This window comes from Exiguobacterium antarcticum DSM 14480 (assembly GCF_000685865.1).
GTDB classification, from domain to species: domain Bacteria; phylum Bacillota; class Bacilli; order Exiguobacteriales; family Exiguobacteriaceae; genus Exiguobacterium_A; species Exiguobacterium_A antarcticum.
The window spans coordinates 347,895-367,525 of record NZ_JMKS01000003.1; the positions used below are offsets into that span (position 1 = coordinate 347,895).

Annotated in this window: 20 protein-coding genes and 1 other annotated feature; of the genes, 4 read left to right on the top strand and 16 right to left on the bottom strand. The window is 44.2% G+C overall.

What is annotated here, in order from left to right; all coding sequences use genetic code 11:
• Nucleotides 1-19: 19 nt before the first annotated feature.
• Entirely contained in the window at nt 20-1,531 is a 1,512-nt protein-coding gene (gene cls, locus P404_RS0102870) for a cardiolipin synthase (RefSeq protein WP_014970846.1), read from the bottom strand.
• 58 nt (nt 1,532-1,589) lie between these two features.
• Here cls and P404_RS0102875 point away from each other — a divergent pair, with 58 nt between their 5' ends.
• Nucleotides 1,590-2,312, top strand: a complete 723-nt coding sequence (locus P404_RS0102875) for an SDR family NAD(P)-dependent oxidoreductase (protein WP_014970847.1) — start codon at nt 1,590-1,592, stop codon at nt 2,310-2,312.
• A 65-nt stretch (nt 2,313-2,377) separates the two neighbouring features.
• On the opposite strand, the gene mecA is transcribed toward P404_RS0102875, so the two are convergent.
• The 3 genes from mecA to P404_RS18570 form a co-directional block, all read right to left on the bottom strand.
• Nucleotides 2,378-3,004: an adaptor protein MecA gene (gene mecA / locus P404_RS0102880; protein WP_014970848.1), complete on the bottom strand. Its 627-nt coding sequence runs from the start codon at nt 3,002-3,004 to the stop codon at nt 2,378-2,380.
• A gap of 172 nt (nt 3,005-3,176) precedes the next feature.
• Entirely contained in the window at nt 3,177-3,575 is a 399-nt protein-coding gene (gene spxA, locus P404_RS0102885; protein ID WP_012370920.1) for a transcriptional regulator SpxA, read from the bottom strand.
• Nucleotides 3,576-3,738: 163 nt separating this feature from the next.
• Entirely contained in the window at nt 3,739-3,876 is a 138-nt protein-coding gene (locus tag P404_RS18570; RefSeq protein WP_012370921.1) for a hypothetical protein, read from the bottom strand.
• 222 nt (nt 3,877-4,098) lie between these two features.
• Between P404_RS18570 and P404_RS0102895 the strand changes: the two genes are divergently transcribed.
• Nucleotides 4,099-4,632 (top strand): HD domain-containing protein, encoded by a 534-nt coding sequence (locus P404_RS0102895; protein ID WP_014970849.1) that lies wholly within the window; start codon nt 4,099-4,101, stop codon nt 4,630-4,632.
• 43 nt (nt 4,633-4,675) lie between these two features.
• Here P404_RS0102895 and P404_RS0102900 read toward each other — a convergent pair whose 3' ends face one another.
• From P404_RS0102900 to P404_RS0102920, 5 genes are all read right to left on the bottom strand, one after another.
• Complete coding sequence (locus P404_RS0102900; protein ID WP_014970850.1) at nt 4,676-5,629, bottom strand: ABC transporter ATP-binding protein; 954 nt, start codon at nt 5,627-5,629, stop codon at nt 4,676-4,678.
• Nucleotides 5,629-6,702 (bottom strand): ABC transporter ATP-binding protein, encoded by a 1,074-nt coding sequence (locus P404_RS0102905; protein WP_014970851.1) that lies wholly within the window; start codon nt 6,700-6,702, stop codon nt 5,629-5,631. The genes P404_RS0102900 and P404_RS0102905 overlap by 1 nt, the downstream gene beginning before the upstream one ends.
• A gap of 27 nt (nt 6,703-6,729) precedes the next feature.
• Nucleotides 6,730-7,761 carry an oligopeptide ABC transporter permease gene (gene opp3C, locus P404_RS0102910; RefSeq protein WP_014970852.1) on the bottom strand — a complete coding sequence of 344 codons (1,032 nt, stop codon included), beginning with the start codon at nt 7,759-7,761 and terminating at the stop codon, nt 6,730-6,732.
• A complete protein-coding gene (opp3b, locus tag P404_RS0102915; RefSeq protein WP_014970853.1) occupies nt 7,761-8,687 on the bottom strand; it encodes an oligopeptide ABC transporter permease in 927 nt (308 codons plus the stop codon). Before opp3b ends, opp3C begins: the two co-directional genes overlap by 1 nt.
• A 333-nt stretch (nt 8,688-9,020) precedes the next feature.
• Complete coding sequence (locus tag P404_RS0102920; RefSeq protein WP_026829922.1) at nt 9,021-10,634, bottom strand: peptide ABC transporter substrate-binding protein; 1,614 nt, start codon at nt 10,632-10,634, stop codon at nt 9,021-9,023.
• 272 nt (nt 10,635-10,906) lie between these two features.
• Here P404_RS0102920 and P404_RS0102925 point away from each other — a divergent pair, with 272 nt between their 5' ends.
• Together P404_RS0102925 and trpS are read left to right on the top strand one after the other, a co-directional pair.
• Complete coding sequence (locus P404_RS0102925) at nt 10,907-11,287, top strand: DUF3899 domain-containing protein (RefSeq protein WP_026829923.1); 381 nt, start codon at nt 10,907-10,909, stop codon at nt 11,285-11,287.
• A 57-nt stretch (nt 11,288-11,344) separates the two neighbouring features.
• Nucleotides 11,345-11,549 (top strand) — a binding site (T-box leader).
• Between the two features lie 53 nt (nt 11,550-11,602).
• Nucleotides 11,603-12,604, top strand: a complete 1,002-nt coding sequence (gene trpS, locus P404_RS0102930; protein WP_026829924.1) for a tryptophan--tRNA ligase — start codon at nt 11,603-11,605, stop codon at nt 12,602-12,604.
• Nucleotides 12,605-12,715: 111 nt separating this feature from the next.
• On the opposite strand, the gene P404_RS0102940 is transcribed toward trpS, so the two are convergent.
• The 7 genes from P404_RS0102940 to P404_RS0102970 all read right to left on the bottom strand — a co-directional run bounded on the left by P404_RS0102940 (nt 12,716) and on the right by P404_RS0102970 (nt 19,569).
• Nucleotides 12,716-14,362 carry a peptide ABC transporter substrate-binding protein gene (locus tag P404_RS0102940; protein WP_026829925.1) on the bottom strand — a complete coding sequence of 549 codons (1,647 nt, stop codon included), beginning with the start codon at nt 14,360-14,362 and terminating at the stop codon, nt 12,716-12,718.
• A gap of 302 nt (nt 14,363-14,664) precedes the next feature.
• A complete protein-coding gene (gene fabF, locus P404_RS0102945) occupies nt 14,665-15,903 on the bottom strand; it encodes a beta-ketoacyl-ACP synthase II (protein ID WP_026829926.1) in 1,239 nt (412 codons plus the stop codon).
• A gap of 7 nt (nt 15,904-15,910) precedes the next feature.
• Nucleotides 15,911-16,855, bottom strand: coding sequence for a beta-ketoacyl-ACP synthase III (locus P404_RS0102950; RefSeq protein WP_026829927.1), 945 nt, complete (start codon nt 16,853-16,855; stop codon nt 15,911-15,913).
• A 109-nt stretch (nt 16,856-16,964) separates the two neighbouring features.
• Nucleotides 16,965-17,672, bottom strand: coding sequence for a 5'-methylthioadenosine/S-adenosylhomocysteine nucleosidase (mtnN, locus tag P404_RS0102955; protein WP_026829928.1), 708 nt, complete (start codon nt 17,670-17,672; stop codon nt 16,965-16,967).
• Between the two features lie 57 nt (nt 17,673-17,729).
• Entirely contained in the window at nt 17,730-18,203 is a 474-nt protein-coding gene (gene greA / locus P404_RS0102960; protein ID WP_014970863.1) for a transcription elongation factor GreA, read from the bottom strand.
• Nucleotides 18,204-18,259: 56 nt separating this feature from the next.
• Nucleotides 18,260-18,907: a uridine kinase gene (gene udk, locus P404_RS0102965; RefSeq protein ID WP_014970864.1), complete on the bottom strand. Its 648-nt coding sequence runs from the start codon at nt 18,905-18,907 to the stop codon at nt 18,260-18,262.
• A 20-nt stretch (nt 18,908-18,927) separates the two neighbouring features.
• Complete coding sequence (locus P404_RS0102970) at nt 18,928-19,569, bottom strand: O-methyltransferase (RefSeq protein ID WP_014970865.1); 642 nt, start codon at nt 19,567-19,569, stop codon at nt 18,928-18,930.
• Nucleotides 19,570-19,631: the final 62 nt, after the last annotated feature.

Genomic DNA, 19,631 nt, shown 5'->3' on the forward strand with positions numbered 1-19,631 from the left:
TCCCGATCACCTAAATCATTCAGAGTAACGGTGAAAATAAACGAGAAATCGATTCAATCAAACGTTGGCGAAAACTTCGTCGCATAAAGACGTTGCGTTCGACCTGAGTCGAGTTCGAAAAATCTTCATAAAAATCACGCGTGAGTTCATGAACGGAGTTTGTACCGTATAAAAAGGCATTTACTTCAAAGTTCAGGTGAAAACTTCTTAAGTCCATGTTAGCTGTCCCAATCGTCGCAATCGCATCATCGACGACGATGACTTTCGAATGCATGAATCCTTTATTGTATTCATAGATTTTCACACCCGCTAACAAAAGGTCGTCAAAATAAGAACGGCTCGCATAAAAAACGATTTTATGATCAGGAAAACTTGGTAAAAGAATTCGAACATCGATACCAGACATCGCCGCTGTTTTTAACGCCGTCACCAAGTCTTCATCCGGAATCAAATAGGGCGAAGCGATATAGACAGAGTGCCTTGCTTCCGTAATCAATCCAAAATATAATGATTTCATCGTTTCATGGGGTTCATCCGGTCCACTCGCGATGATTTGTACGCCTCCTGTTGCCTCCTCCATCACTTCAAGTGGTTTCATATAGTATGGGGTAAACAAACGTTCCCCGGTCATGTAGTACCAATCCTGAAGGAAAATCAACTGTAGTTCTGATACGGCTTCTCCCCGAACAATCAGATGGGTATCGCGCCAAAAACCAAATGCTTTATCTTTTCCCATGTATTCATCACCTACGTTTATCCCACCTGTAAAGGCGACCGTTCCGTCAATGACCACGATTTTTCGATGGTTCCGATAATTGGATTTACTTGAGATGAAGGGTAAAACGACCGGGAAAAATGCATGCACCTCGATTCCTGCGTCTTTCATCTTTTTGAAATACGCTTTATCCGTCGAAAAACAACCTACTGCATCATACAAAAATCGAACTTCTACTCCAGCTTGGACACGCTCAATCAACGCCGCCTGTAATTCAAGCGCCAATTCATCATCTCGGACAATATAATATTCCAAATGAATATGGTGTTCTGCCTGACGAATTTCTGCCAACAGTAAAGGAAACTTTTCTTGACCGTTCGTCAGTACCTTCGTATGGGTATTATACGAAATTGGTAGTCGGCTGATCGAATCGATAAGTTTCACAACTTTTGCATAATGACCGTGTTTGAACACTGGATTGTGTACACCATGATCAAATTGGGTACGATACTTAATGTAAGACTCTTCATCGAGCATCGCTTTCAGACGAAACATTCTTTTTCGTCTATAATTTTGACCAAAGGTGAAATACACGAACACACCTACGACGGGGAGTGCCATCATGACAAGCGCCCAGACAAGGGTGCGTTCTGGATTTCGATTTTCAAGTAAAATGATGACGAAGACACTCAGAACGACCAGAATGATGACAAGGGATAACCACCCCACCATGTAGACACTCCAGTAATAAGAAAGAAACCCGATCAGACTGACCGTTAATAGTAACGTCATAAGTAATTGGACACGCCGTAACATGATATCCCCTCCTTTGATTTAATCTTGTATACACTTTATGTAGAAGGGACGATTCAAAATGAAAACGTATCTAGTGACTGGTGCAACAAGTGGTATTGGTGAAGCGACAGCCTTACAACTGATTCAAGAAGGACATACGGTCCTTGCTATCGGACGAAATGAAACAAAAGGACATGAGTTAGAAACAAACGGACAAGGACGACTTTTCTTTTTCCAAGTGGACTTGGCAGTTCCTTCTGAAATCGAACGGTTTTTTGAAACGACAAAAGAAGATTTCCCTACGATTGACGGAATCTTCAACAATGCTGGTACATTCGGAAAACCGGTCGCACCGGAACGTGTGACCGATCAACAAACAGAAGTCTTTCAAGTCAATTATCATGCGCCGGAACAAATCATTCAACATGCCGTGAAACGACTGAGTCGGGGTGCCTCGATCGTCAATAATAGTGCGATTGTCGGACACGTCAAATTTCCGGCGATGCTCTTACCTTATGCTTCCTCTAAAAGTGCCCTTTTAACCCTTACGAAAACGTACGCGGCTCGGTTTCATGGAAAGTATCGATTTAATGCCATTTGTCCGGGTCCTGTCGATACGAAGCTAAGCCATTCCCTTTATGGCGGAAAAGAGAAGTTTGACCTAGCGATGAAACATCATTTGCGTGGACATGCTGCTCATCCATCAGAAATTGCTGAAGTGGTCTGTTTTCTATTGTCGGACAAGGCCAGTTATATTAACGGACAAACATTAATCGTTGATGGTGGTTATACGTTAACTTAATACGACAGAAGAAAGGACTGCTTGCTGACGAATCAGAGCAGTCCTTTTTTCGTTGTGTGCTGTTGTCAGTTCGGAAACTGTTTGCGGATGAACGTAAAGACATCGTTCGCTACAATCAATTTTCCATATTCCGCTACCGGATGGATCATCTGTTCACTAAAGTTCAAGTACTCTGCAATCAAACTCATCACATTTTCCTGCTCTTCCACTTCTGTTTCTTCTTTAAAGTGAAGGTGAAGCAGGTACAGTCCATCTTTTTGATAAAGGGACGTACTGAGTTCTTCGAAGATAGGTGCTTCTGCATATTGGCTAAGGGCAATGATATGCTCGAAATCGGTTGTTTCAAATAAGACGTCTTGACTGAGTTCTGTTTCTTTCTCTTCCGCATCAGACATCGCGGAACGGAGTAAGGAATCCAGCTCCTCTTCATCAACTTGTTCACCGTCAACCGACGTTTTCGCGATTGTAACGGTTACTTCCAAACCTTTTTCAAATGCCTGTACTTGTATCCATAGTGGACCTTCGAAGGAGATGGACTCTTTTTCATTCGCTTCATCCATCATCTGCCAGAATAACTGTTCTCCACGCTCACGGTTGTACCAAATCTCGTCCCGGGCAAAGCCGCGGCGTTCGATATCCGTGTACGTAATGAAGAACTTGACTGTGTTGTCATTGACGCGTTCGATTTTCAATATGTCCACTCCTTTCCTCTCGCTCTTATATATAGTATACGAACGAGCACTTCACATAGATTCAAAAGAATCACTAAAACATATAGGGTATATTCCTTTGTTATCTTTATTTTAACCTTTTTAGGCGGTAACAAAAAGCACACTGCTCAGAAAGCAGCGTGCTCGTTACAAATTACTCATTGACAAGGCGCTGCGCTTCCAGTAATTGGAAGGTGCGGACTTTTCGTGGTAAAAAGCGGCGAATCTCATCCTCATTGTATCCAACTTGAAGACGCTTTTCGTCGATTAGAATCGGACGGCGTAACAAACCTGGATATTCTTGAATTAAATCATACAAGTGTTGTAACGATAAGTTTTCTACCGATACATCTAATTTTGAAAAGACTTTTGAACGGGTCGAGATAATTTCATCTGTTCCGTCCTCAGTCATACGAAGGATCTGTTTGATTTCATCAAGCGATAATGGTTCTGAGAAAATATTACGTTCCACAAATGGGATTTCATGTTCTTCAAGCCACGCGCGCGCTTTACGACAAGAAGTACAGCTTGGTGAAGTATAGAGTGTTACCATTGAAAAACATCCTCCCCCTGATTTACATCCAGTATCCTGTGACGAACACAGGAGCTGATGATTCTATTACTTGATTGTTTACATTGATTTTTACTTGAAACCCAATATGTTTTGAGATGAAAGAACTTTTCGTAAAAAAACTTGCTGGAGCCACCAGGTGGCTTCAGCAAGCTGGCGTGTGATCAAAGGGTTGAGAAATCGTCTCTTTTGCTTTCGGGAGTTTAATTTCTTTTAATTTCTTTTCAAAAATATCCCGCAAAAGGCGCTTTTTCAACTTTTTCTTTTTATCACGTTCTTTCATATCCGACACCTCACTCGGTCCGAAAAAAGAACAGTTAACCAACGAAAGCTAAATTATCATCTTCTACATTAATTAGTATACCACGTTTAGCTAATTTCTATTCCTACTTGAAGCAATTAATTATGTGAGATTGTCGATTTCCATTATGTAAATAGTTGCAATTACTTGCAATATCACGTAGAGTGTATAGAAATACTTACTCGTGAAAGGAGTTATTTCCTCATGTCAGTTACACTCGTTACGATCATCGAACATCCGATTGCCCAAAAATATTTAGAGCGGTCTGGATTAAATCATGCAATCTCCGTTGCAGAACGCGCCCTGATGCTTGCCACGCAACGTGGTTTAGACGCAGATACCGCTACGAAGGCTGCACTTCTTCATGACATCGGGCATTACGAATGGTATACAGACGGCACATGGAACTACGATTTGTATCGCCAAAATGATATCCATGCCATCAAAGGAGCAGAACGGGCTCACAAACTATTGATTCGCCTTGGAGAAGAACCAGAACGGGCAAAAGAAATTGCTCTTGCTGTCCTCTTACACACGGATTCATACTTGCCGCCCGGTACCATCAATCGGACCCCCTTGCAACAACTCGTCCATGAGGCAGATACGCTCGAAGAACAACCTGGTGGTCTTCATCATTACGAAAAAATTTCGTTTGAAGATGCTGTAACACGCCTTCGTGCTCTTGACTCCGTCGTTCATCGATTCAACAACCTTCCACGAATCGCTTCCGAAAATTAAAAAAAGGCATTCCCGAATATTCAGGAATGCCTTTTGATTTGGCTTAAACGAGTTGTGCTTGATAGGCTTCGAGTTCAGCATCCGTCATCGAGACAAAATGACCAGGCTCGATTTCGCGTAGTGGTGGGATACTCGAGTCTTCACTCGACTTCCCGACCGCTCCACCTGTTGGGCGGTCATAGATGATCCGCTTACGTGTCCGCTCATGCTCCGGATCCGGAAGTGGAATCGCTGATAGAAGCGATTTCGTGTAGGCATGCATCGGATTTTCATAAAGACGATCCGCATCACATAACTCTACAAGGTGACCCTGATACATAACGCCAATCCGGTCTGAGATATATTTGACCATCGATAAATCGTGGGCAATGAAGAGATACGTCAGACTACGATCACGTTGAAGCTGTTTCATCAAGTTGACGACCTGAGCTTGAATCGATACATCAAGTGCAGAAATCGGCTCATCGGCAATGATGAAATCCGGTTCGACTGCTAACGCACGGGCAATCCCAATCCGTTGACGTTGACCACCCGAAAATTCATGGGGATAACGGCTGGCGTGTTCTTTTGTCAGACCAACAGTTTCAAGTAAATCGTACACACGGTTGTTCCGCTCATCTTTTGATGTAGCGAGACCATGGATATCGATTCCTTCCGCAATGATGTCTCCGACTGTCATCCGTGGATTCAACGACGCATACGGATCTTGGAAGATCATCTGCATCGAACGGTTGAATTTTAATTTTTCTTTACGTGATTTTTTAGCGTGGACATTTTCACCTTTGAAAAGAACTTCTCCGTCTGTCGCATCGTACAAACCGATGATTGAACGTCCTGTCGTCGACTTCCCACAACCGGACTCTCCAACAAGACCAAGTACTTCTCCTTCATAGATGTCAAACGATAATCCGTCGACAGCTTTGACGACACGACCGCGCCCGATGTTAAAGTGTTGTTTTAAGTTTTTTACTTCAAGTAATTTACTACGTTTCTCCATTACTTTAGACCGCCTTTCAGAAGCGATTTCGCGAATGTGCTATCGGGACGATACTTCAGCGCAAGATCGCGGATGGCTACCGGTGGTTCTACATAAGGTGCTTGTGGGTGTAACAACCACGTTGCCGCTTCATGTGTGTCAGTGATCGGGAAGAACGGAGGTTCTTTCTCGAAATCAATCTTCATCGCATACTGGTTACGTGGTGCAAAGGCATCACCGACCGGTGGATGAAGTAAGTTTGGTGGTGTTCCCGGAATCGCTGGCAAGTCTTGCGAGCGATCGTCAGACGGACGAGGCATCGAACCAAGTAAGCCCCATGTGTACGGATGACGTGGCTCATAGAAGATCTCATCGACCGTTCCTTTTTCAATCAATTTTCCGGCATACATAACGGCTACACGGTCTGCCATGTTCGCCACGACACCAAGATCGTGTGTGATGAAGATGATGGCTGTACCCGTTTTTTGTTGGATGTCTTTTAACAATTCAAGAATCTGTGCTTGAATCGTTACATCCAGTGCTGTTGTTGGCTCATCGGCAATCAAGACCTTCGGATTACATGCTAACGCGATCGCGATTACGATCCGTTGACGCATACCACCTGATAGTTGGTGCGGATATTGTTTAAGGCGCGCTTCCGGATTCGGAATCCCGACGAGTGTCAATAACTCAAGTGTCCGTTTTTTTGCATCATCACCTGTCAAACCTTGGTGACGCTTCAATCCTTCAGCAATTTGTTTGTAGATTGTCATCGTCGGGTTGAGTGATGTCATCGGATCTTGGAAAATCATCGCGATATCACGCCCACGTACTTTTTGCATTTCTTTGTCCGATAACTTAACCAAGTCACGGCCTTCAAACATGATTTCACCTTTCGTGATCTCACCAGGAGGATTCGGAATCAAACGCATGATTGCTTTTGACGTAACCGATTTACCAGAACCTGATTCACCTACGATGGCAAGTGTTTCGCCCTTCTTTAAATCAAACGATACGCCACGGACGGCTTGAACCGTCCCAGCATACGTATGGAAAGCGACGGTCAAGTCGCGTACTGATAAAATAGTTTCCATTGTGGATGAACTCCTCTCTTATTTCCGTTAGCGACGTAGACGTGGATCAAACGCATCACGTAATCCGTCTGCCAGCATGTTAAAGCTGATCATGACGAGTACGAGCACTGTTGATGGTATGACGAGCAAGTAAGGGAATGTTTTAAGTTCTTTATACCCTTCATTAATCAACGTACCAAGTGACGGTTGTGGTGGAGCGAGACCAAGTCCAATAAAGCTAAGGAAGGCTTCGAAGAAAATCGCACCAGGAATCGTAAACATCAGTGAAATGATGATCGTACCAAGAGTATTTGGAATCAAATGTTTGAATACTAAACGTGCGCTAGAAGCACCAAGTGTACGCGCTGCAAGAACAAATTCCTGGTTCTTAAGTTTCAGGATCTGTCCACGTACGAGTCGACTCATCCCAATCCAACCGGTGATCGTCATCGCGAGGATGATAGTCGTTATCCCCGGCTCAAGAATCAAGATGAACAAGATGATCAAGATCAAGTTTGGAATACCTGTCAGGATTTCAGCAATCCGCTGCATGATGTTATCTACTCGTCCACCATAATAAGCAGAAATCCCACCATAAGTGACACCGACAATAACATCAATAATCGCCGCTACGAGACCGATGAACAACGAAACACGTGTCCCTTCCCAGACGCGTGACCATAAGTCACGTCCAAGATGGTCTGTACCAAACCAGAAGTTTTCTTCAACTTGTTTTGTTTCATAGAAATCAATTGGCTTTTCACCAAGTGTTGCCATTCCGTCAAATCCAGCCCATTCGAGACCTGTGATTTTTGGCGGAAGTTTTGCTTGTGTGATCGTCTGTTCGTATGCATCTCTACCAGAAATCATCGGTCCGAATATCGCTAACAATCCAATGATGATGATGATTACTAGGGACAGAATCGCCGCTTTGTTTTTACGAAGACGTGTCCAAGCATCCTGCCAGAAGTTTAAACTTTTCCCGGCAATCCGTTCTCCAGCTTGTTCATTAAATTCTACTCGTTGGAACAACGACGAGTCGAACTGTTCCGCTTTTGCGTTTGAATTTTGCTCTGCCATTATTCACTACCCCCCAAACGAATCCGTGGATCAACGACACCGTACAGAATATCGACGATCAAAATCATCAAGATGAACACTGCTGAGAAGAAGAGTGTCGTTCCCATGATGACTGTATAGTCATTTTGTGTGATTGACGATACGAACAACTCACCAAGACCTGGCACCGCAAAAATCTTCTCAATGACGAATGTCCCTGTAATCAAGGCTGCCGTCATTGGTCCAAGAATCGTGATTGCTGGAATCAAAGCGTTCCGTACCATATGTTTCCACGTGATCGATTGGCCATCCAGGCCTTTTGCCCTAGCAAGCGTCACGTAGTCTTGACCTGTGACCTCGAGCATTTCTGTCCGAACGAAACGTGCGATCGAGGCAGTTACACCAAGCGATAAGGAGACCGTCGGCAGAATCGTATGTGCTGGACTTTCCCAGAAGGCAACTGGCAATACGCCCCATTTCACTCCGATATAATATTGAAGAAGTGACGCAAATACGAATGATGGCACTGAAATTCCAAGTACTGAGATGAACATCGCGCCGTAATCGACTGCTGTATTGTGGCGAAGTGCCGCAACAACACCTAGAACAAGACCGAGTAAGACACCTAAGACAAGTGCTTGGATACCTAATTGAGCAGATGGTCCGATACGTTCCATGATCAAATCTGTCACTGGACGGCTATCGTACTTAAATGATACTCCAAGATCACCTTGGAACAAGTTAACCATGTACGATGCGTAGCGTTGTGGAAGCGGATCATTCAAGTTGTACTTATCCCGAAGGATATCTAACTGTTCAGGCGAAAGTTTCTCCTGGTTTTGGAACGGTGAACCCGGTAACAGATCCATTAGGAAGAAAGTGAACGAAGCGATGAGTAAAAACGTTAGTACGCCGTAAACAAGGCGTTGAGCTAAATAACGGCCCATAGATGGCACCCCCTATAAAGATTTTCTGTTTTTTTCGAAACATCAATAAAATCAGTATGACCCAAAATTGTCGGAACATTCAAGAATTTTGTCGTAAAAATTTAAATTCTTTTTATTTTGGTCTGATTGACGCCCCCCTGGCAGCTGTTTTTTCACAGTTAACCAATATTTCAGAATTTTTCGTTTGATTCCATTATACTTTGCTAACAAAGTAATTAGAACATCTTTTTTACGAAAAGTTCACATTTCCTTAAAAATGAGTTCCCATTCAGAAAAATTCGTATAAAACAGGAGCGTTCCTTGAATAGGTTTCAAGGACGCTCCAATTTTCAATTACTTCACATCAACATATTTGTACTGGAAATCAGCACCAAATACTTGGCGGTTGAAGTCTTTGACTGATGGACGGCTCAAGTAAGCTGCACCTGCTTGGTAGATCGGCGCGATGGCTTGGTCTTTTTCAATCAATTGTGACTCAGCTTGTTTAAAGAGATCAAGACGTTTAGCGACATCTGATTCATCGTTAGCTGCATTTAACAATTTATCGTAAGCAGACGATTTATACTTGATGTCATTTTGACTGTTTGTTGACTCAAAGATCGACAAGTTTGACATTGGATCTTGATAATCCGGACCCCAAAGTGCATACGACATTTGGTAGTCGCCTTTTGCTTCTAGATCCAGCTTGTTTTTGAACGGTTGTTGTTTGATTGTAACGGTGACGTTTGGAAGGTTTTGTTCAATCTGACCTTTCATGTACTCACTGATTTTTTTCGCGTCTTCGCTATCGAATGATAAAAGTTCGATTGTTGCTTTTTTGTCTCCGTTTGCTTTCTTCCAAAGATCAGCTGCTTCTTTTGCATCCCGATCAAACCAGTTGATGTCGCTTGCGTAGTCTTTACCGGCGTCATCTTTGATGAAATCTTTTGGAATGAAGCTTGTTGTCGGAATCGAACCGTTCGCAAGAAGTGTGTCCGTGATGCCTTTTGGATCAATCGCACGTGCGATCGCTTTACGGGCATCGACATCTTTCATCGTCGCGTCTTCATTGTTGAACTTCAAGTACGCGATCGAAGAACGAAGCGCTGTTTTGAATTCAGGTTTTGATTCATACGTCGCGACTTGCTCGGATGTGAGTCCTGCATAATCAATCTCATCCGTGTCATAAAGGTTAGCGACCGTCGATGTATCTTTGACGACACTGATTGAGACTTCATCTAATTTGACCGCATCTTTATCCCAGTAGTTTTCATTTTTCGTCAGGACACGTTTTGAATCCGTTTTCCATGATGTCCAAACGAAAGGACCGTTGTAGAGAAGTTTATCCGGCTGAAGTGAGAAATCTTTTTTATTTTTGTTGTAGAAGTCTTCACTGATTGGTGTATACGTTCCGAACGATGTGAGTGACAAGAAGTATGGTGCTGGACGTTCCAGTTTTACTTCAAGTGTCTTATCGTCAATCGCTTTGACACCTAGCTCGTCAACTGGTTTTTTACCTTGTGAGACATCTGAACCGTTTTTGACCGTATCAAAGATATACGCATAACCTGAAGCAGTTTTTGGATCAACGGCACGTTTCCATGCAAATTCAAAATCTTGGGCTTTGACAGGCGTACCGTCTGACCATTTTGAATCACGAAGTGTAAACGTGTATGTGAGGTTATCACTTGAGATATCTGTTTTTTCTGCGAGTGCTGGAATCGCTTTACCGTCTTTATCTAATCGGTAGAGTCCCTCCATCGTGTTTCCGATCATGTTGAATGCGACAGCATCCGTTGCCTGTGCTGGGTCGACCGTCGTAATATCAGACGTATCTGTCAATCGTAAAACTTTTTCCCCTTCAGAAGAACCTGCATCTTTATCTCCGCTACCTGTCGAACATCCTGCAAGCACAACGCTTCCTGCAAGCATCACTGATACCGCGAGACCGACTGTTTTTTTATTCATCGGTGAGTCATCTCCTTTTTGATTTTCAAAACCGCCACAAATACACGATTTTTTAAACATCTCGTCGAAACTGCCACAACGTTCCCCAAAACGCATTGACCTAGTTTCCAAAACTTAAACGAAGTGATAAATTGATTTTATGTGAGAATAACAATAACGTCAAGTGAATAGTCACACTATTTGCTATTTTACACGTTCTAAATAGTACATAGTCGTAACAAACCGTTGCTTTGCGTATAATGAGATTATCATCTCGGTGTAGGAGGTTCATCATGTCAGCTAAACTATTTCGCCCGCTTTTAATTGCTTTGGTTTTAACAGCAGTCTATACGATTTGGGCCGTCGTCACGGATGCTACCCACTCATTTTTCTATCATTTGTCGGGTGGTTTGTTCATCTCTGGTTTTCTACTGCTCGCCATCGGCTTTTTCTCCAACATGTCGGCCAACGGTTTTTTCAAAGGCATAACAGCCGGCTTCAAAAAACAACGGGAAGCTAAATTACGCGAAGTGGACGGCGATTATTACGAAGACGAAGAGGAAGAAGAGGAGCTTCTTCAAGAAAAACGAAAGCGGACTTCGGGCCGGACAGCACCTTATTTATCGAGTGGGTTTATATGTATCGTCGTCTCCCTCCTATTATCATTTGTTTAATGGAATTTAGGATGACGACTGAAACGAAGATATGGTAAAGTAAGAGGAACGATATATGAGAACACAGAGAAGAAGAGTAGTAAATCCGGCAGTCACTTATAGAGAGTCCATGGATGGTGGAAATGGATAGTCGACGCGGATCGAATGGACTTCGGAGTGGCTGATTCGAAATGATGTAGAATCAGACGGGTTTGCCCGTTACAGCAAATGAGCGGCTAGTTTTCTAGCAACTTGGGTGGCAACGCGATGACTCGTCCCTTGAATTATTCAAGGGACGAGTCATCTTTTTTTATCTCAATTTTTGGAGGAATTCACATGAAAACGATTTTTTCAGGCATCAAACCAACTGGTACGGTGACACTTGGTAACTACATCGGAGCAATGAAACATTTCGTCAATTTACAGGACGAACATGACGCTTATTATTGTATCGTCGATCTTCATTCGATTACGGTCGAGATTGACCGGGTTGAATTGATGAACAACACACGTGCACTCGCTGCCCTCTATATCGCAAGCGGGCTCGACCCAGAGAAAGCAACGATTTTTGTCCAGTCGGAAGTTAAAGCACACGCTCAACTCGGTTGGATGCTGACATGCCTCTCCGGTATGGGTGAACTGGAACGGATGACACAATATAAAGACAAGTCGCAAGGTAAAGACCGGATCGGTGCGGGATTATTTGTTTATCCGACCTTGATGGCAGCTGATATCCTCTTGTACGACGCGGAACTTGTTCCCGTTGGCGACGATCAAAAACAACACATCGAGTTGACACGAGACTTGGCACAACGTTTCAACAGTCGTTACTATGAGACGTTTAAAATGCCGGAGCCGGTCATCGCTGAGACAGGTGCCCGTATCATGAGCTTGACGACACCTGAGAAAAAGATGTCCAAAACCGATACGAATCCAAAAGGCTACATCTCGATGCTTGATGCACCGGACGTCATCCGCAAAAAAATCAAATCTGCCGTGACCGACTCGGAAGGCATCGTTCGATTCGATCGGGAACAAAAGCCAGGTGTCTCGAACCTGCTTGAGATTTATTCATTACTCGCCGACATCCCAATCAAAGAGTTGGAAGCGAAGTATGACGGATTGAACTATGGTGTCTTCAAAGCAGATGTTGCGGAAGTTATCGTGGCTGAACTCGAACCAATCCAGCAGCGATACTATGACTTGATTGACTCGGAAGAACTCGACCTGATTTTAGATCAAGGACGGGATAAGGCGGACCTCGTTGCTTCCCGTAAACTCGCAAAAGTCGAAAAAGCAATGGGTCTTCAACGCAAACGGGCAAAAGTTAAAAAATAATTCTATCTGTTTTTTTACGATCCTTCCCTCTCTTCTTGTTTTCCAAGAAGAGAGTTTTTTTGATTTGCTCAACAAAAAAAGCGTTCCCATTGACGGGAACGCTTAACACTCTTATTTTCCTTCGATTGAAGCCCATTTGTACGAGAAGTCTGCGCCGAAGTTATGTTCGACAACTCCTTTGACATATGGTTTAACCATGAATGCACGTCCACGCTGATACACAGGCGAGATGGCTGCAGAATCAAGAAGGATTTTCTCTGCTTCTTGAAGCTCAGACCAACGTTTTGTTGCATCTGTTTGTGTTTTCGCATCGTTGATGAGTTTGTCGTACTCTTTATCCGACCACTTACCACGGTTGTATGGTCCGTCAGTCAAGAAGAGATCGAGGAACGTCATTGGATCTTGGTAGTCAGGACCCCAGCCGGCGAATGAGAATTCAAAGTCGCCTTTGTTTTCGAGATCCAGCTTGTTTTTGAACGGTTGTTGCTTGATCGTGACTTTCATGCCTGGAAGGTTTTTCTCAAGCTCACCTTTCAAGAACTCACCGATTTTCTTCGCGTCATCACTATCGTAGTTAAGAAGCTCGAGTTCAACCGATTTTTGACCGATTTCTTTTAAGCCCTCTTCCCATAGTTTTTTCGCTTCGTCTGCATTGTACTCATTGAATGTCGGGTACTTTTCACGGAAGTCTTTTCCGTCAGCATCCTTCGCGAAGTCTTTTGGTACTAAGAAGTTGGCAGGGATTGAACCGTTCGCCAAGATGACGTCCGTGATCCCTTTTTTGTTGTAACCCATGTCGATGGCACGACGGATTTTTTCGTTGTTTAATGCTTTGACTTTCGTGTTCAAGTAAAGGTAGAAGATTGTTGACTCGCCTTTAGTCTTGAACTCTTCGTTATCTTGATACTGAGCAACGAACTCTGATGAAAGACCAGCACGGTCGATGTCACCTTTTTCGTAAAGGTTAACGGCAGTTGATGTTTCTTTAACGACTTTGACGTTAATTGTGTTCAACTTGACGTTGTCTTTATCCCAGTAGTTATCGTTTTTGACCATTTTCCAGCCTTGTTCGCGTGTCCACTCTGTTAACTTGAATGGTCCGTTGTAAAGTGATTTATCTGCAGTTGAACCGAAGTCCTTGCCGATTTTTTTCGAAAGTTCTTCTGATTTCGGCATGAATGGACCGAATCCAGTTAAACCAAGGAAGTAGTCAGCTGGTGCTTTCAATTTCACTTCGAATGTTTTATCGTCGACAGCTTTGACGCCAACTGCATCACGCTCGCCTTTTTTCGTGTTGTATTCTTCAGCACCATCGATGTTGTAGAAGACGTATGCATATTGAGAAGCGTTTTCTGGGTTCAGAACTTCTTTCCACGCAAATTCGAAATCTTTAGCAGTGATTGGTGTACCATCCGACCATTTTGCATCACGTAGCTTGAATGTGTACGTCAACTTATCGTCTGAAACCGTATGACTTTCTGCAATACCTGGTGTTGGTTGTTGCTTGTCATCCAAACGATAAAGACCTTCCATCGTGTTGTTCAAGACATTGAACGACACGGCATCCGTAGAAGTTGTTGGGTTAAGTGTCGGAATATCAGCACTTTCGATCAAGTTTAGCGTCTGCTCACTTGATTTCTTGTCCGAACTCTTATCGCCCGATGATGTGTCATTTGAATCCGTCGTCGAACAAGCTGCGAGGAACGCGCTTGAAACGAGAGCTACAGATGTAGCCAGAGCAAAACTTTTCTTTTTCATGATACGATGACCCCCCTAAAATTTCCAAAGCTAGCAATCTGAGGTTTTTGAACGAAAAAAAAAGTCGTTATTTCTATTCGAACAAAACCCTTCGTTACAAATAGTTTACAATGTTCTGATAATTTTGCAAAGCTTTTATCCGATTTTTCTAAATATTTTTTCAAAGCGACATCAAAAACAGCTGGTAGTTCATTTTTATTTTGTATTTTTTTAAAGATTTCATACCCCTGTTTGATTAAAAAAATAACTAAAAAAAAGCGATTTTAACGGTCGACTGAACCGTTAAAATCGCTTTTTTGATCTTATGCATGATACCGTTTGAAGACGAGTGAAGCATTATGTCCACCAAATCCCAACGAGTTACTGAGGGCATATTCAAGTTCCCATGCCCGGCTTCCTTCACGTACGTAATCAAGATCACAACCTTCACTTGGTTGTTCCAGGTGAATCGTCGGATGGACGGTTTGCTCTTGAAGTGATTTAATCGCCGCAATCGCTTCAACACCACCAGCTGCACCAAGCAAGTGACCAATCATCGATTTTGTCGAATTGATTGCTAGTTTTTTAGCATGTTCTCCAAATACCGTATGAATCGCCTTTGTTTCAAGCACGTCATTCATCGGTGTACTCGTGCCGTGCGCATTGATGTACTGAACGGCCAGCGGTTCGATACCGGCATCTTGAATCGCCATCGCCATTGCGCGCGCTCCTCCGTCACCATCCGGGTCTGGTGCCGTGATATGGTAAGCATCTGCCGTCAAACCGTATCCACTGACTTCTGCATAAATCGTTGCTCCACGAGCCATCGCATGCTCATATTCTTCAAGAACTAAGATTCCAGCCCCTTCGCCCATGACGAACCCGTCACGTCCTTCATCGAAGGGACGGCTGGCTGTATTCGGATCATGATTCGTCGACATCGCTTTATTGGCGCAAAAACCAGCAAACGATAGATTTGTGATCGGTGCTTCCGCTCCACCGGCAATCATCACATCCGCATCTCCCCGCTCGATGACACGTAATGCTTCCCCAATCGCATTTGTTCCTGAAGCACAGGCTGTGACCGAACAGTTATTCGGGCCTTTTGCTCCTGTATAAATCGAGACTTGTCCGCTTGCCATGTTCGGAATCATCATCGGAATGAAGAACGGGCTGACACGACGATGCCCGCGTTCAAAATAAATCTTTGCCTGTTTTTCAATCGTCTCGACTCCGCCAATTCCAGATCCGATCCAGACACCGATCCGTTCTGCATTTGCTCTGACGTCAAGACCTGCATCCTTGACGGCTTCCATACTCGCAACAAGCGAATAATGGACAAACCGATCCATCTTGCGCGCCTCTTTCGCTTCGATGAATTCCGTAATCTCAAACCCCTGTAATTCACCCGTCACTTTTGTTGGGTATTCATCGATATCCAACCGTTCCATTGGACGAATCCCATTTTCTCCTGCTTTTAATGCCTGCCAAAATGTCTCGACATCATTTCCAATTGGTGTTAATGCGCCCATACCGGTTACTACTACACGTTTTCTCATCATCATCATTTTATGTGTTCTCCCCTTTAGTCCAAGTAATATAAGCTGCTCCCCAGGTCAATCCAGCACCAAATCCAGCCAGGACGAGTGTCGTCCCTGGTTGAAGCCGTCCTTGTCGACGCGCTTCTTCCAATGCCAATGGAATCGATGCAGCAGATGTATTGGCATGTTCATCAATCGTCACGATGACTTTCTGTTCCTCAATCCCTAACCGTTCACGTGCCGCATCGATAATCCGTAAGTTCGCTTGATGCGGAATCAACAAATCGAGTTCTGCGAGTGATCCGTTTGCTTTATGAATGACTTTTTCGACGATGTCCGGTAATTTCCGTACCGCAAACTTAAAAACTTCCCGACCATTCATTTCAATTGGACCATCTAACTCTTTAAAGAGAAGATGTGCCCCTCGACCATCTGTTCCAAGCTCAAAGGCATTTAAGCCCTGTTGTTCTGTCGGACCGAGTACAACTGCTCCGGCCCCATCCCCGAACAGAATCGCGGTCGATCGGTCTGACCAGTCGACGATACTCGACATCTTTTCTGCTCCGATGACGAGGGCGTATTTTGACGTTGTCGCCGCCATCATACTCGCTGCCGTTTGTAATGCAAAAATAAATCCGCTGCAAGCCGCGCTGATATCAAAGGCTGTTGCGCCTAACGCACCGATTCGGTCTTGGACGATACAGGCCGTCGAAGGAAACGCACGTCCCGTTGCCGTTCCGACTACGATCAATCCGATGTCATCTGCCGTCAAGTTCGCATCTGCCAATGCTTTCTGAGCCGCTTCCGTTGCAAGATCCGTTACATCTGTCGTTTCATCCGCGATATGTCGTGCTCCGATTCCTGTTCGTGTCCGGATCCATTCATCACTTGTATCAAGCGTTGCCGCTAAGTCATCATTGGTGATGCGACGTTCGGGTAACGAGGTCCCGAGTCCTACAATTCCAATATTCATATGGTTGCTCCTTTAAAATTAGTATCTGGTACTAATATAAAGCGTTAATCTGATTTTGTCAAAGAGAAAAGAAGGCCCAGTTTCCAGGGAACCTTCTTTTCGGTAACGCTTATTGTTCCGAATCTGTTAACGTCCGGACGACTTCCATGACCATTTTCGCCGAATTGATCGACGCAATCTCTAAAAATTCATCAAACGATAATGACGCTTCTTCATCGGCACTGTCCGAAATCGAACGTGTCACGACGAACGGTACATTGAATTGATGACAGACTTGCGCAATGGGTGCGGCTTCCATCTCAACTGCCGCGACATCCGGAAAGTTCGTTTTGATGGCATTCGAACGTTCTGTATCATGAATGAAGGAATCTCCCGTCACGATCAAACCATGTACGACACGAATCGCTTCCATCCGTTCGATGACGGCTTCTGCCGTCGCGATGAGTTTTGGGTCTGCCGTGTAGGCAGCAGGCATCCCTGGTACTTGTCCGTACTCATAACCAAATGCTGTCACATCAACGTCATGATGACGGACTTCTGTCGAGACGACGACATCGCCGACTTTCAGACCTGCTCTGAATCCGCCTGCTGATCCTGTGTTGATGACGGCACTCGGCTTGAAATGATCGAGCAATAGTGTCGTCCCGATCGCTGCATTGACTTTTCCAATACCGGACTTCAAGATGACGACAGGTACACTGTTCAGTAATCCCTCATAAAAATGATAATTGGCGATCACCGTATCTTTTCGTTCCGATAATTCATTACGAAGTAAGTTGACTTCTTCTTCCATCGCACCGATGATTGCGATTGGCATATTTATTCCCCCAGTCAAACAGAAAACCGGATTGCTCCGGCTCCTGTCAGTTCTTATTTATTTAATCGATGTGATTTTGACAGCAAAGTCTCCACCTGGTGCTTGAACGGATACTTTTTCACCTACGCTGTGACCAAATAAACTTTTGGCGATAGGTGATTCGTTTGAGATTTTACCAGTGAATGGATCTGCTTCCGCACTCCCGACGATCGTGTACGTTTCTTCTTCATCATCTTCGAGAATCAAGAAGGTAACCGTCGTTCCGATACCAACGACAGAAATATCCTTTTCATCTTCTGAGATGATCGCGACGTTCCGTAACATCTCTTCCAACTGAGCAATCCGTCCTTCAACCATCGCTTGTTCTTCTTTCGCTGAATCATATTCCGCGTTTTCCGACAAGTCACCAAATGAACGAGCAATCTTAATGTTTTCGACAACTTCTTTTCGGCGGACTGACTTCAGTTCGTTTAATTCACTTTCAATATTTGCTTTACCTTCAAGCGTCATATAATACTGTTTTTCTGCCATTTTTGTCACGCTCCTTTTTATTCCACTAGTATAGTATATTCACATCTTTTTTGGAATCAATATCCTCTTTCGTCAAGTGCCGACCGGTAATCCAGAATCGCCCGGATCTTCGTGACGAGTAAATCGATTGCCACGTGATTTTCTCCGCCTTCAGGAACGATGATATCCGCATACCGTTTTGTCGGTTCACAAAACTGAAGATGCATCGGACGAACGACTTTCGTATACTGTTCGACGACCGAGTCGATCGAACGGCCCCGCTCATTCATATCACGTTGCATACGACGGAGGATCCGAACATCCGCATCCGTGTCGACGAAAACTTTAATATCCATCAATTCCCGTAAACGTTCATCTTCAAGCGCTAAAATCCCTTCGACGATGATGACGTCACGCGGGTCGAGTGTAATCGTTTCTTCCGCTCGTGTATGTGCGACATAATCGTAGACCGGTTTTTCGACTGCCTGGTTTTCGCGCAATTCCTTGATATGTTCAATCAACAAATCATTATCGAAGGCAAATGGATGATCATAGTTCGTTTGATAGCGTTCTTCCATGGATAACTCACTTTGGTCCTTATAGTAAGCGTCTTGCTCAATCATGACGATGGATTCACTTGGAAATGCTTCGACAAGCGAACGTGCGACCGTCGTCTTTCCTGAACCTGTTCCTCCAGCCACACCAATTACAACCGGTTTTTGCATTGAATTCGTACCTCCATCATTCATTCCGACTTCACTTTCCGACTGACGGATACACCGTCTCCGAGTGGGAAAATCGTCGTATCATATTGATCTTGCTCCATCATCCATGCCGTAAACTCTTTGACAAGACGAACCAGACGCCGCCTTCTCCGGTCAAAGGTTTTTGGATCCGTTTCGAGTACGTCACCATGCAAAAACAGATTATCCGTGTATAAAACTCCGCCTATTGGCACTAGTCGCCCATAACCGTTAAAGAATTTTTTATACTGTCCTTTGGCCGCATCGATGAATACGGCATCAAACTCCTGATCAAGTGTTTCGGCTAATTCTACTGCATCGGCAAAAACGATGTCAATCCGATCTGCGACATCCGACCGTTCAATGAACATTTTCGCTTCGGCATATCGTTTGGCATTTCGTTCCACCGTCGTGATGCGGGCGTCCGGTAAGGCACGAGCCATCCGGATTGCACTATAGCCGATCGCCGTTCCGAGTTCGAGAATGCGTGTTGGCTGCTGCAGCGTCAGCAACGATAACAACACTTCTGAACCGGTCAGTTCGATGATCGGAATATGGTGTTCTTTCGCGTATGTTTCCATTTCCTGCAACAACGGATCACGTTGCCGGATCATTCCTTCGACATACGCTGTAAAATCATTCATTCAAAATTCACTCCTTCTGCGCATAAACAGGTTGACCGGGAACGAACATACCGTCCCCGATC

Bases quoted from the DNA above. Each gene is read 5' to 3' on its own strand.
- P404_RS0102905 (WP_014970851.1), bottom strand. From the start codon at position 6,702: ATGGAAACTATTTTATCAGTACGCGACTTGACCGTCGCTTTCCATACG.
- P404_RS0102925 (WP_026829923.1), top strand. From the start codon at position 10,907: ATGTCAGCTAAACTATTTCGCCCGCTTTTAATTGCTTTGGTTTTAACA.
- fabF (WP_026829926.1), bottom strand. From the start codon at position 15,903: ATGATGAGAAAACGTGTAGTAGTAACCGGTATGGGCGCATTAACACCA.
- greA (WP_014970863.1), bottom strand. From the start codon at position 18,203: ATGGCAGAAAAACAGTATTATATGACGCTTGAAGGTAAAGCAAATATT.
- P404_RS0102920 (WP_026829922.1), bottom strand. From the start codon at position 10,634: ATGAATAAAAAAACAGTCGGTCTCGCGGTATCAGTGATGCTTGCAGGA.
- P404_RS18570 (WP_012370921.1), bottom strand. From the start codon at position 3,876: ATGAAAGAACGTGATAAAAAGAAAAAGTTGAAAAAGCGCCTTTTGCGG.
- P404_RS0102895 (WP_014970849.1), top strand. From the start codon at position 4,099: ATGTCAGTTACACTCGTTACGATCATCGAACATCCGATTGCCCAAAAA.
- opp3C (WP_014970852.1), bottom strand. From the start codon at position 7,761: ATGGCAGAGCAAAATTCAAACGCAAAAGCGGAACAGTTCGACTCGTCG.
- P404_RS0102950 (WP_026829927.1), bottom strand. From the start codon at position 16,855: ATGAATATTGGAATTGTAGGACTCGGGACCTCGTTACCCGAACGTCGC.
- spxA (WP_012370920.1), bottom strand. From the start codon at position 3,575: ATGGTAACACTCTATACTTCACCAAGCTGTACTTCTTGTCGTAAAGCG.
- P404_RS0102940 (WP_026829925.1), bottom strand. From the start codon at position 14,362: ATGAAAAAGAAAAGTTTTGCTCTGGCTACATCTGTAGCTCTCGTTTCA.
- opp3b (WP_014970853.1), bottom strand. From the start codon at position 8,687: ATGGGCCGTTATTTAGCTCAACGCCTTGTTTACGGCGTACTAACGTTT.
- trpS (WP_026829924.1), top strand. From the start codon at position 11,603: ATGAAAACGATTTTTTCAGGCATCAAACCAACTGGTACGGTGACACTT.
- udk (WP_014970864.1), bottom strand. From the start codon at position 18,907: ATGCAAAAACCGGTTGTAATTGGTGTGGCTGGAGGAACAGGTTCAGGA.
- P404_RS0102900 (WP_014970850.1), bottom strand. From the start codon at position 5,629: ATGGAGAAACGTAGTAAATTACTTGAAGTAAAAAACTTAAAACAACAC.
- mtnN (WP_026829928.1), bottom strand. From the start codon at position 17,672: ATGCCAATCGCAATCATCGGTGCGATGGAAGAAGAAGTCAACTTACTT.
- P404_RS0102875 (WP_014970847.1), top strand. From the start codon at position 1,590: ATGAAAACGTATCTAGTGACTGGTGCAACAAGTGGTATTGGTGAAGCG.
- cls (WP_014970846.1), bottom strand. From the start codon at position 1,531: ATGTTACGGCGTGTCCAATTACTTATGACGTTACTATTAACGGTCAGT.
- P404_RS0102970 (WP_014970865.1), bottom strand. From the start codon at position 19,569: ATGAATGATTTTACAGCGTATGTCGAAGGAATGATCCGGCAACGTGAT.